Genomic DNA, 12326 nt, shown 5'->3' on the forward strand with positions numbered 1-12326 from the left:
TGGAGCAAGCTGTACCTAGAAAGAGGTCCCCTTTGTCCCGCTCTGAAAAAGTGTCCTTCGCCGGTTCCACGGGCGAGATGCTGTCCGGCATCATCGACGTCCCGGAGGGCCCCATCAAGGGCTGGGGCGTTTTTTCGCACGGTTTCACTCTGGGCAAGGACAGCCCCTCCGCATCCCGGATGTGCAAGGCACTGGCGGATAGCGGTATCGGCATGCTCCGCTTCGACAACCTGGGCCTGGGCGGCTCGGCCGGGGAATGGTCTGCGGGTTCGTTCAGCCACAAGGTGGCGGACACTGTGAGGGCCGCCGAGTTCATGCGCAGCGAAGGGAAAGAGATCTCCCTGCTGGTGGGCCACTCGTTCGGCGGCGCCGCGGTCCTTGCCGCAGCACGGGACATTCCGGAACTCGACGCCGTTGCCACCGTGGGAGCGCCCTTCTCCCCCAAGCACGTGGCCCACGTTTTCGATGCCGCGCTGGACCGGATCCTGAGCGAAGGCAGCGCCGAGGTGGACCTGGGCGGCAAGCGGGTGGAGATCCGCAGGCACTTCGTGGAGGACCTGGAGAACGCGGACCTGACGGATTGCATCCGGCAGCTGCACAAACCGCTGATGGTGCTGCACTCCCCCACCGACAACACCGTGGGGATCGAGAATGCCAGCACCATCTTCCAGACGGCCCGGCACCCACGGAATTTTGTGTCCCTTGAGGGAAGCGACCACCTCCTCACCGGGAAGGGCCAGGCCGCCCGGGCGGCACGGATTATTGCCGCCTGGGCAGACCAGTACCTCGACGCGGCCGGCCCTGCCTGATCCTCACGGCCAGCACTTTCCGTATCCCGCGCCCTTTCCCAGGCTCCAGCCTGGAGCCTACTTCCCGATGGCAGCCTTGCTCTCGCTGATCCACTGCTCAGCCGCCTTTTCCGGTGTAAGCCGCTTGAACAGGACGTCGGTGTTGATGCGGGCGGTTATCTCGGAAACCGCGGTTGAGCCGGTGGGGCCGATGTACGTGGGGGCGAACTCCATCCTGCCGATCTGGTCGATGTACTCCGCTTCCACCTTGCCCTGCGGGGTGAGCAGGTCCTGAATGGCTGCCCGCATTTCAGCATTGCCGGGAATGCCCCTGTCGCTCTGGATGATCTTGGCCGCCGCCTGGTTGTTGACGAGGAAGTTCACCAGCTTTGCGGCGGCGTCGGTGTGCTTGCTGCGTGCGGAGATGGTGTAAAACTGCGAGGACTGGAGCCAGATTCCCGGTGTGGGCTTTTCGCCGGGGAGCTTGAGCAGCCTCAGGTCCGCTCCAGAGGCCTTGCTGAGGGCCGTCAGTGAATTGCTCCACGTGAGCATCATCCCCGCTTTCCCCATGCCCATGAGGGTCTGCTCCGTGCTGACGTTCAGCTTCTCCACCGTTTCCGACGCACTGGGAGCGGCGCCCGATCCGCTCAGCTTCAACGAATAATCAAAGTAGTCCTGCACCGTTTCCTTGCCCAGCCCCAGTTGGCCGTCCTGGGTGTAGAGGGATTCGCCCCGCTGGCGTGCAAAGGCGTCCAGGGAGTCGTGGGTGAGGACAGTTGCCGTTCCGTAGGTCCCCTGCGGGCTCTTGGCCGTGATGTCTGCGGCGATCCTGGCGAAGTCATCCCAACTCCACGCGCTGTCATCCGGAAGTGGGATGCCTGCGGCGGAGAAAATGGCGGGATTGACGACAATTGCCAGCGCGTTGGCACCGGTGGAGACGCCGTACTGCTTGCCTTTGACCTGCCCGTTCTCCCGCGCGCCCTGGTCGATCCTGGACAGGTCAAGCGAGCCTTCCACCTTCGACAGGTCCAGCAGGGCCCCACGGTTGGCATACTCGGCAGGATAGGCGCCGCCCATGGTGATGACGTCCGGTGCGTCGTTGGCGGCCATCTGTGTGGCGAGCTTGTCGAAGTATCCGCCGATATCGCCGTATTCCGGCTTGACCTTGATATTCGGGTTGGCAGCCTCGAATTCCGCGATCGCCTTGGTGGTCAGGTCCGCCCGGCCGGTATTGCCCCACCAGGAAAAGCGGATCTCAACCGGGCCGTCCCCGGCCTTGTTGTCCGACGGGCTGGAACAGGCGGCAGTGGTGGCCAGCAGCGCCGCGGCCGACAGGATGGCAATGGATTTTCGAACGCTTGGGATACCGTGACGCGTCATTGGGCAGGTCTCTTCCTCAATCACAGAAGGCTGGAAAACGGTTACTGAAACGTATCAAAGGTGTATGTTTGGGTCAATAGTTTCGACCTTGAACTATTCTTCAAGCGTCGAATCAGGCAGCAACAGGAGGCGTGGAGAGTGCACAGCCAAAGCACCGGCCAACGTTCGGCATCCCCGGCCGGCATCGATCGCAAGACACTCGTCCGGCGCCATAACGTGCATCAACCGACATTGGATCCCCGCAGCCCGGTCTCGGTGGGGAACGGGGAGTTCGCTTTCACCATGGACCTCACGGGCCTCCAAACACTGCCGGCGGACTACCCGGTAGGCGGACGAGGGGAGCTGCCGCCGGGAACCCTGCTGGGTACCCAGTCCAACTGGGGCTGGCACTCCACCCCGGGCGGGGAGAGCTACGATTTATCGGGCTCCACGGTCCTCTACGATTCACCACGCGGACCGGTGCCCTACGTGGACATGGCAGGAGACATCGTGAATGACCGCGAAACCGGCACCTCCACCGCAGAAACATGGTTGCGCGCCAACCCGCACCGCCTGGACCTGGGCCGGGTCGGCTTCCGCTGGCTGGAGGACGGCGCAGAACGGGCAATCACAGAAGCTGACTTGGCGGATACAGAACAAATCCTGGATCTGTGGACTGGAGTGGTGACCAGCCGTTTCACACTGGCAGGCTACCCCGTCAAAGTGATCACGGCGTGCCACCCCGACCGTGACGAACTCGGCTTCCGTGTGGAGTCACCCGCGCTTGGTTCCGGTTTGGTGGTCGGCATCGGCTTTCCTTACGGCTCCGAGGCCTGGCATGACGCCGCCGACTGGGACAGCCCGGACTCCCACACAACGTCTCTGGGCGAACCGGTGACCGCGAAGGACCGGGCTCACGCCAAGGTCTGGACCGCCAGGCGGGAGTTGGATATGTCCCGCTACGAGGTGATGGTCACTGGGCAGAATTTGACGGTGACCCAGACGGAACAACACCGCCTGCGGGTCGTGCCCGGCACGCAGGGTGGGCCGGCCGGCGTCTTGGATTTCTCCATTGCCTTCAGCCCCAGCGGGGACGGTGACTGCATTCCACGGGGGAACAATCGGCTGACTGCAGTGGGGCCCAAGGGAAGCCGTGCATCGCCGGAGGGTAACGGCGTCGTGCTTTCACCGGCGGATACTGTGGCTTCAGCGTCCGCGGGGTATTGGCCGGAGTTCTGGTCTTCTGGCGGGGCGATCGAACTTGCTGCCACGGAGGACCCCCGGGCCTGGGAGCTGGAGCGCCGCATCGTGCTTTCCCAGTACCTCACGGCGATCAACTGCTCTGGCTCCCTGCCGCCGCAGGAAACAGGACTGGTGTGCAATTCCTGGCGGGGCCGCTTCCACCTGGAGATGCACTGGTGGCATGCTGCCCACTTTGCGCACTGGAACCGGGTGGAGCTCCTCCTGCCATCCCTCCGCTGGTATGCAACAGTGCTGAAGAGTTCACGGCGGACGGCCAGGACGCAGGGGTTCGACGGCGCCCGCTGGCCAAAGCAGGTAGGTCCGGACGGCAGGGAGAGCCCCAGCCCGATCGGGACGTTCCTGATCTGGCAGCAACCGCATCCCATCCACTTGGCGGAACTGGCGTACCGGGCCAATCCCGGCGGCGGGATGCTGGAGGAGTTCGCCGAGATCGTCTTCGAATCCGCGGCGTTCATGGCCAGTTTCGCCCACCCCACACCCCGGGGCTTTGAGCTGGGCCCACCGCTCGTTCCCGCGCAGGAAAGCTACGGGCCGCTGCGCGCCACGGTCGCCAACCCAACATTCGAACTGGCCTACTGGCAGTGGGCCCTCCGGACCGCCGCAGCCTGGCGGGAGCGGCTGGGCCTGGAACCCGTCGAATCCTGGTTGGTGGTGGCCGACGGCCTGGTGCGCCCGCGGGTGATTGATGGTGTGTACGCGGCCATGGACGTGGAACCGTTCACGATCAGGACAGACCACCCGTCCATGCTCTGCGCACTCGGCGTCCTCCCGCTGACCGACCTAATCGATGAAGGCATCATGCGGGCCACCCTCGCCGATGTCCTCGCCGACTGGGACTGGGACAGCACCTGGGGCTGGGACTATCCGGTCATGGCCATGACCGCCGCCCGGCTGGGTGACCCTGAAGCCGCCGTCGACGCACTCCTGCAGAATGCCGGCAAGAACACGGTCCTGGTCAATGGGCATAACCGGCAGACGGACTCCCTGCCGCTGTACCTTCCCGGCAACGGCGGCCTGCTTGCCGCTGCCGCGCTCATGGCAGCGGGGTGGGACAACGGCCCCGACCGGCACGCGCCCGGCTTTCCGCCCGGTTGGACCGTGGCGTGGGAGGGCCTGGTACCGGCGCCTTAGCGGCAAGGCGGCCTCGCGCCAGAGGCAGCGGCGGCCCGGGGTTGGGGCTGGACGCCACACCTAAACGTCAGGTTTGTGGCGTCGCCCGCCGGGCACCGAGGATCGTCTTGCGCGGGGCCCCTCCGGACTCCAGATCCGCCTCACGTACGGCCGCCCACCCTGCGGAGACCAGGTAGACCTGGCTGACCAGGTTGAACCAGATGAGCAGGCCGATGATGATGGCAAACGGTGCCAGGATGGGGTTGCGGCTGGCACCTCCGAGCAGTTCGGTGCTGAAGACCTGCAATATTGTGGTACCCACGGCGGCCAGGATCGTGCCTTCCAATAGCGCCCGACGGGAGAGTTTCAGCCCGGCTGCCAGGCGGTACATGATCAGGGCCGTGACCCAGTTCAGGACCAGCGGCACGACGATCTTTACCGACGTCGTCAGGGGGCCGGCCACGGCGTCGGTTAGGTGCAGGAAATTGGACACCCAACCGGCCGCAGTGCCGAACACCAGCGAAGCGCCCCCGCTGATCACCAGGGCCACGCCCAGCAGCAGGAGGGTTCCGGCGTCGCGCAGCTTCATCAGAATGGGATTGACCACAAGCGGAGGCAGCTGCAGGACGCCGCGCAGGCCGTCCCTTATACCGTTGATCCAGCCCAGCGACGTGATGACGGTAACCACGGCGGCAATCACCGCGGTCCAGCCGAGACCGTCCGGGTTCAGGAGGTCTTTCGGGTCCACCAAGCCTTCCCCGTTACCCACCTTGAGGAGCCCCGGGGCACTTTGCGCCACCGTGGAAATAATGGTGTCAAGCAGGGCCGGCTGGCCCCTGAGAACAAGCCCGGCAACCGAGAAACCGGTAGTCAGGAGGCCGGTAATGGAGAAGAACATCCGGAACCCGATGCCGGCGCTCAGCAAGGGGCCGTGCTGGAGGTTGTAGTGCTGGAACGCGCGCATGGGGCGCAGGGTGTTGAGCTTGGCCTGCAGCCACTGGATCGTGGCCAACAGACTGGGCAACAGCCCGCCGTCGGATCTCCTGGCTTTGCCCCATTCCATCCTTTTCTGGATGACGGCCAGCTTCAGCTGGGCGCGCTCGGTAGGCAGCGGCTGCTGGTTACCCTGCGTCGGTGGGGGTGTCCGCGGCGGCGTCCGTGAAGCGGGTGCCGGCGTTGTTGTCAGTTTCGGTCCCAAAGTCCAGCTCTTCCCGTAGCTGCCAGATGCCGTCGGCATCATGCTCATAGAGTCCCATGCTAACCACGGGGAAGGTGGCACTGTAGTTCTTCAGCACCGTTTCGGCCTCATCCAGGCTTTCCGGGGCGACGTCGTGGGCGATGGTGACGTGGGGATGGTAGGCAAAGGGCAGTTCGCGGTGGAGTGGGCCCTGCTGAAGCTTGCGGTGCAGGTCCACGCAGTCATCGAACCCGTCCTCCACATTGATGAAGACCACCGGAGACACCGGCCGGAAAGTTCCAGTCCCGGCGATGGTCACCATGAACGGGCGCTGGTACCGGGCAACCTCGCGGACATGCCGGCGGGTTGCCTCCCAGTCCTGGGTGGGCGTGGTGGTGACCAGCGTGATGTGCGCCGGCACCACGTCCGCCAGCGGGTCGCCAAAGGACGCCCGCCAGCGCTGAAGTTCTTCGGCGATTTCGGCTGGAAAGCCCAGGATGACGCCCACACTGATTTCTTCGCTGCCGGCAACGGCATGGTCCGCCGCCGCATTCTGGCCTGACTGGTCTCCGAAGCGGTCAGCCAGGGTCCGCTCCACCGGGTCGGCAGAGCAGGCACCTCCCCTGGCGGTGACGTTTCTCGAAGACATGGTGCTAGCGGACTCCTGCGAGGCTGAGGGACGGCAGGAAGCCCATGCGCTCGTATACCTGTCCCAGGGTTACGGATGCGATCTCGCGGGCCCGTTCCGCGCCTAGGGCCAGCAGTCGGTCAAGCTCGGCGGGATCGGCCATCAGCTCATTGGTCCGGTTGCGGAGCGGGGTGATGAAGTCCACCACCACCTCGGCGAGGTCCACCTTGAGGTGGCCATACATCTTGCCCTGGTACTCAACCTCAAGCTCCGCCACCGACTTGCCCGTGAGGGACGAGTAGATGGTCAGCAGGTTGGACACGCCGGGCTTTTCCTCGGCGTCGAAGCGGATCTCCGTCCCGGCGTCGGTCACTGCGGACTTGATGCGCTTGGCCGCAATCTTGGGATCCTCCAGCAGCTGGATGGCCCCGTTGGGGGACTCCCCCGTTTTGGACATCTTGGCGCTGGGATTCTGGAGGTCGTAGATCTTGGCGCTTTCCTTGACGATCGTGGCCTCGGGAACCGTGAACGTGTGGCCGAACCGTGTATTGAAACGCTGCGCCAGGTTGCGGGTGAGTTCCAGGTGCTGCCGCTGGTCCTCGCCCACGGGCACGAGGTCGCTCTGGTAGAGGAGGATGTCCGCGGCCATCAGCGTGGGGTAGGCGAAAAGGCCCAGCGTGGCGGAGTCCGCGCCGGACTTCTGGGTTTTGTCCTTGAACTGGGTCATCCGGGAGGCCTCGCCAAACCCGGTGATGCAGTTCAGCGCCCAGGCAAGCTGCGCATGCTCGGGAACGTGGGACTGGACAAAGAAGATGCTCTTGTCCGGGTCGATGCCGGCCGCGATGTACTGGGCCGCCACAATGCGGGTCCGCTTGGCCAGGTCCGCGGGGTCGAAGTCCACCGTGATGGCGTGCAGGTCCGGGATGAAAAAGACGGCGTCGTACTCCGCCTGCATGTCCACCCAGTTGCGCACGGCACCGATGTAGTTGCCCAAATGCAGGGAGTCAGCGGTGGGCTTGGCGCCGGAAAGAATACGCTTTTTGGCGGTGGGGGAAGTCTGGCTGGTCATCGAAAAACTTTCGGGCTTAGAGCTGGTAATCCACTACCAGCGGGGCGTGATCGGAGAAGCGGGTGTCCCAGGAGGCTGCACGGTCCACGACGGCCGAAATGGCCGACGCCGCCAATTCGGGGGTGGCCAAGTGGTAGTCGATGCGCCAGCCGGTGTCGTTGTCGAATGCCTTGCCGCGCCAGGACCACCATGTGTACGGCCCGTCGGTATCGCCGGCAAGGTTCCGGTGGACGTCATGCCAGCCGATCTCCTCACCGAAGAACCGGTCGAAGTAGGCACGTTCCTCCGGCAGGTGGCCTGCCTTCTTGAGGTTGCCCTTGGAGTTCCTGATGTCCCGGGGTGTGTGGGCGACGTTGAGGTCCCCCACCACCAGGGCGTGGTCGCTGTGCTTGGTCAGCTCGGGCAGCCGGGTGCTCATGACGTCCAGGAAGCGGAATTTGTCGTCCTGCTTGGGAGTCCCTACTTCGCCGGAGTGCACGTAGGCACTGGCAACGGTGAGCTGGACGGGGTTACCGGCGGCGTCGGGGACACGGAAGTCTGCTTCCACCCAGCGGCCGGCCGTGGCGAAGTAGTCATCCCCGATGCCGTTCCTGGTTTCGAGCGGTTCCTGGCGGGAGGCAATGGCGACGCCGGCACGGCCTTTTGCTTCTGCCTCGGCGTGCAGGATATGCCAGTCATCCCCCAGCAGCTGCCGGACGATCGCGTCAGGGGCGCGGACTTCCTGCAGGCAGAGGATGTCCACTTCGCGCGGCTCCAGCCAGGCCGCCATACCGTTTTTGTAGGCAGCCCGGAGGCCGTTTACGTTGACGGATGCGATGCGAAGGTGGTCCTTCTTCAATGCCGAGCTCACCCGCTCCACTCTAGTCGATGACCGTTCCGGTCACCGGCTCACCGCTGCCGCCGGAGGACTTGATCATGTCGCGGGCGTTGGTGGCTGTGATCTCGATGGTCTCCAGGGCGCGGTTGATGGTGTCCTGGTTGGCGCCGGCGCCCTTGGCGCGCTCCTCCTCCACCACGCGGATCTGCACCTGGACGATCTTGAAGGAGTGGTCCAGTTTCAGGTCACGCACCTCATCGGTCTGTGGGCGCTCGTAGATCACGCGGGTGCCGCCCTGGTCGGCGGAGGCAGGCGACGGCGCGCGGCCGGTTGCCGTATTAAACGCGTCGTGGGCCTCGGACAGCTTGGCGCCGGCCTTTTTGGCGGCCTTTTGGATGCTGAAGACCACGAACAGCGCCAGGGCAAGCCAGAAGGCGGCGATGACGGCAACAACCCAGCCCACGACGTCGTTCTGGTTGGCGGCGAAGATCACGGCCACCACAAAGGCGGTCACCAGGACCATCAGGCCCGGCCCGCTGATCCGGAACATCGAAAAACCGCCCCTGGCGGGCTTGGAGGATGACGAGGAGCTGCCCAAAGTTCGCATGCAGCTATTGTCTCAAACGGCCGGCTGTGCTTCCGCCGCCTTCCACCCCCGGCGAACAGAGCCTGCTGTTTCGTTTTAAACGGCCGACGGCGGCACCGCGCCTTCCATGCGAAAGGTACCGTGCCGCCGTCGCGCACTCAGCGCAACTTACTTTACGACGCCTGCTGCCCGTTCCGCGGCTTCCACCACGTTGGTCATCAGCAGCGCCACCGTCATGGGGCCGACGCCACCGGGGTTTGGCGAAATCCAGCCGGCAACGTCGGCCGCGGCGGGATCGATGTCGCCGTAGACGCGGCTCTTGCCCGTCTCCGGATCGGTCTCGCGGGTGACGCCGACGTCCAGCAGTGCCGCGCCCGGCTTCACGTCCGCAGCCTTGACGATGTGCTTCACACCGGCCGCGCCCACAATGACGTCCGCCTGCTTCAGCAGTTCCGGCAGGTTCTTCGTGCCGGTATGGGTCAGTGTCACTGTGGCGTTGACGTCCCGCCGCGTGAGCAGCAGGCCGATCGAGCGGCCGATCGTGACGCCGCGTCCCACCACCACGACGTGCTTGCCTGCCAGGCTGTACCCGTTGCGCTCCAGGAGCTCGATGACGCCGCGGGGCGTGCAGGGCAGCGGCGTGGTGATCTTGTTGTTGACGTTCAGCACCAGCCGGCCGAGGTTGGTCGGGTGCAGGCCGTCCGCGTCCTTGGCGGGATCGATGCGCTCCAGGATGGCGTCCGTGTCCAGGTGCTTGGGCAGCGGCAACTGAACGATGTAGCCGTGGCAGGACGGGTCCGCATTGAGTTCATCAATGAGGTCCTCCACCTGCTCCTGGGTGGCATCGGCAGGAAGCTCGCGCTGGATGGAGTTCATCCCGATCTGCACAGACTGCTTGTGCTTCATGGAGACGTACAGCTGTGAGGCGGGGTCTGCGCCCACCAGCACAGTGGCGATGCCGGGAGTGATCCCCCTGGCCTTGAGTGCGGCCACGCGTTCGGTCAGCTCGGCCTTGATGGCGGCGGCGGTAGCCTTGCCGTCAAGGATCTGCGCGGTTGTGGTTTCAGTCATGGGTCACCACTGCTCGTGCTGCGGGTAAAGCGGGAAGTCGGCCGCCAGCTTGTCCACACGGGCCTGCAGGGCTTCGACGTCGGCGCTGTTGCCTGCCTTGAGGGCGGTGGCGATGATCTCGGCGACCTCGGTGAACTCGGCGGCACCGAAGCCACGGGTGGCCAGGGCCGGGGTGCCGATGCGCAGGCCGGAGGTGACCATCGGCGGGCGGGGGTCGAACGGCACGGCGTTGCGGTTGACGGTGATGCCGACGGAGTGCAGGAGGTCCTCGGCCTGCTGGCCGTCCAGTTGGGAGTTTCGCAGGTCCACGAGCACCAGGTGGACGTCCGTGCCGCCGGTGAGGACGGAGACGCCGGCATCGGAAACGTCGGACTGGTTCAGGCGGTCGGCGATGATCCGGGCGCCCTCGAGGACGCGCTCCTGGCGCTCCTTGAATTCCTGGGTGCCGGCGATCTTGAAGGCCACGGCCTTCGCGGCGATGACGTGCATCAGCGGGCCGCCCTGCTGGCCGGGGAAGACACTGGAGTTCAGCTTCTTGGCCCACTGCTCCTTGGCCAGGATCACGCCCGAGCGGGGACCGGCCAGGGTCTTGTGCACGGTGGAGGTGACGACGTCGGAGTGCGGCACCGGGCTGGGGTGCAGTCCTGCTGCCACGAGGCCGGCGAAGTGCGCCATGTCGGTCCAGAGCAGGGCACCTACTTCATCGGCGATGGAGCGGAAGGCGGCGAAATCCAGGTGGCGGGGGTAGGCGGACCAGCCGGCGATGATGACCTGCGGCTTTTCGGCGATGGCCTGCTCGCGGAGCTTGTCCATGTCGATGCGGAAGTTGCCTTCCTCGACCTGGTACGCGGCGACCTGGTAGAGCTTGCCGGAAAAGTTCAGCTTCATGCCGTGGGTCAGGTGGCCGCCGTGGGCCAGGGAGAGGCCCAGGATCTTGTCGCCGGGGGTGATCATGGCGGCGAGTGCTGCAGCGTTGGCCTGAGCGCCGGAGTGCGGCTGGACGTTGGCGTATTCAGCGCCAAACAGTGCCTTGACCCGGTCGATGGCCAGCTGCTCTGCAACGTCCACGTATTCGCAGCCGCCGTAGTAGCGGCGGCCAGGGTAGCCCTCGGCGTACTTGTTGGTGAGGACGGAGCCCTGGGCTTCCATCACGGCGCGGGGCGCGAAGTTTTCGGAGGCAATCATTTCCAGGGTGCCGCGCTGGCGGCCGAGCTCCTGGTCCAGGACTGCGGCAATTTCAGGATCGAGCTCAGCCAAGGGCTGGTTGCTCACGGCTGTGGTTGAGGTGGCTGTAGTAGTCACGAAGAACTCCTGGCTAGGGATACGGGCACTGCTTAGGTCAGGCTACCGGCTGGCGCGCTTTCGCACCGCGTTGATGACAGGGCGTAAAAGCACGGCACGGCGCTGCTGTGCTGACGCGGGCGCAGCCCCAATTCCGGCAAGACATGACCCTCGGCCCAGGCGTACGATCCGTGGTCTTCGTGATTGCCGCTCCCTGGTGGTTAGCCACCCAACGCCAGTTGCGACCATTCCAGCGTACCAAAACCGCCGCCCGCCGCGCGGGTAGGCTATTACGCGTGAATGAAGAGCAGCTGAACCAAGCGTACGTCGTAACCCTGTCCTGCCCGGACCGTCCCGGAATCGTCCACGCCGTGGCCGGAGCGCTGATGGTGGCGGGCTGCAACATTACGGATTCGCAGCAGTACGGCAGCCCTTCAACCGGGAACTTCTTCATGCGCGTGGAGGTGACCACGGCGGCGGCCAAGTCCGAGCTGCGGGCCGCGCTGGAGCCGGTAGCGGAGGCTTTCGCCATGCAGTGGAACCTTAATACTGTCGGCGACAAGGTGCGCACCCTGGTGATGGCCAGCACCTCGGCCCACTGCCTCAACGACCTGCTTTTCCAGCAGCGTTCCGGCACGCTTCCCATTGAGATCCCCGCCATCGTGTCGAACCACCAGGACCTCGCCGGGCTTGCCGAGTTCTACGGCATTCCCTTCCACTACATCCCGGTCACCAGGGACACCAAGGTGCAGGCCGAGGACAAGCTGCGCGCCATCATCGCAGAGCACGGCATCGAGCTGACCGTCCTGGCCCGCTACATGCAGATCCTCTCCGACGAACTCTGCACCGAGCTGACCGGTAAGGCCATCAACATCCACCACTCGTTCCTGCCCTCCTTCAAAGGCGCCAGGCCGTACCACCAGGCCCATGCCCGCGGCGTGAAGCTGATCGGTGCCACGGCGCACTACGTGACCGCCGCCCTGGATGAGGGGCCCATCATCGAGCAGGAAGTCATCCGGGTGGACCATGCACGCACCCCTGAGCAGTTTGTGCAGATGGGCCGCGACGTGGAGGGCCGCACCCTGGTCCAGGCCGTGCAGTGGCACGCCGAGCACCGGGTGCTCCTGGACGGCAACCGGACGGTCGTCTTCAACTAGGACGGGCTTTTAACCCGGGC

At 65.2% G+C, this 12326-nt stretch carries 11 protein-coding genes and 1 riboswitch; of the genes, 3 read left to right on the forward strand and 8 right to left on the reverse strand.

Going from position 1 to position 12326, the window contains the following annotated elements:
* Positions 1-32 precede the first annotated feature (32 nt).
* On the forward strand, positions 33-809 hold the full coding sequence (locus tag QFZ57_RS18825) for an alpha/beta hydrolase family protein (RefSeq protein ID WP_306631993.1): 777 nt from the start codon (positions 33-35) through the stop codon (positions 807-809).
* A gap of 57 nt (positions 810-866) precedes the next feature.
* Here the strand turns inward: QFZ57_RS18825 and QFZ57_RS18830 are convergent, their stop codons facing one another.
* Positions 867-2168 (reverse strand): ABC transporter substrate-binding protein, encoded by a 1302-nt coding sequence (locus tag QFZ57_RS18830; protein WP_306901290.1) that lies wholly within the window; start codon positions 2166-2168, stop codon positions 867-869.
* Positions 2169-2306: 138 nt separating this feature from the next.
* On the opposite strand from QFZ57_RS18830, the gene QFZ57_RS18835 reads away from it, so the two are divergent.
* Positions 2307-4541 (forward strand): hypothetical protein, encoded by a 2235-nt coding sequence (locus QFZ57_RS18835; RefSeq protein WP_306901291.1) that lies wholly within the window; start codon positions 2307-2309, stop codon positions 4539-4541.
* Between the two features lie 67 nt (positions 4542-4608).
* Here the strand turns inward: QFZ57_RS18835 and QFZ57_RS18840 are convergent, their stop codons facing one another.
* From QFZ57_RS18840 to glyA, 7 genes are all read right to left on the reverse strand, one after another.
* Positions 4609-5583, reverse strand: a complete 975-nt coding sequence (locus QFZ57_RS18840; protein WP_306901292.1) for a YihY/virulence factor BrkB family protein — start codon at positions 5581-5583, stop codon at positions 4609-4611.
* Between the two features lie 58 nt (positions 5584-5641).
* Positions 5642-6346, reverse strand: a complete 705-nt coding sequence (locus QFZ57_RS18845) for a 2'-5' RNA ligase family protein (RefSeq protein WP_306901293.1) — start codon at positions 6344-6346, stop codon at positions 5642-5644.
* Between the two features lie 4 nt (positions 6347-6350).
* Positions 6351-7394, reverse strand: a complete 1044-nt coding sequence (gene trpS, locus QFZ57_RS18850) for a tryptophan--tRNA ligase (RefSeq protein WP_306901294.1) — start codon at positions 7392-7394, stop codon at positions 6351-6353.
* 16 nt (positions 7395-7410) lie between these two features.
* Positions 7411-8244, reverse strand: coding sequence for an exodeoxyribonuclease III (locus QFZ57_RS18855; RefSeq protein WP_306901295.1), 834 nt, complete (start codon positions 8242-8244; stop codon positions 7411-7413).
* Between the two features lie 10 nt (positions 8245-8254).
* On the reverse strand, positions 8255-8818 hold the full coding sequence (locus QFZ57_RS18860; protein WP_306901296.1) for a hypothetical protein: 564 nt from the start codon (positions 8816-8818) through the stop codon (positions 8255-8257).
* Between the two features lie 147 nt (positions 8819-8965).
* Positions 8966-9868, reverse strand: coding sequence for a bifunctional methylenetetrahydrofolate dehydrogenase/methenyltetrahydrofolate cyclohydrolase (locus tag QFZ57_RS18865; protein WP_306901297.1), 903 nt, complete (start codon positions 9866-9868; stop codon positions 8966-8968).
* A 3-nt stretch (positions 9869-9871) separates the two neighbouring features.
* The gene (gene glyA, locus QFZ57_RS18870) at positions 9872-11170 is read right to left on the reverse strand and encodes a serine hydroxymethyltransferase (protein WP_306632002.1); all 1299 of its coding nucleotides are present in this window, start codon (positions 11168-11170) and stop codon (positions 9872-9874) included.
* 146 nt (positions 11171-11316) lie between these two features.
* A riboswitch (ZMP/ZTP riboswitch) is annotated at positions 11317-11402 on the reverse strand.
* Between the two features lie 43 nt (positions 11403-11445).
* Here glyA and purU point away from each other — a divergent pair.
* A complete protein-coding gene (gene purU / locus QFZ57_RS18875) occupies positions 11446-12306 on the forward strand; it encodes a formyltetrahydrofolate deformylase (RefSeq protein ID WP_306632003.1) in 861 nt (286 codons plus the stop codon).
* Positions 12307-12326: the final 20 nt, after the last annotated feature.

Origin of the sequence: Arthrobacter sp. B1I2, from assembly GCF_030816485.1 — a bacterium.
Classification (GTDB): domain Bacteria; phylum Actinomycetota; class Actinomycetes; order Actinomycetales; family Micrococcaceae; genus Arthrobacter.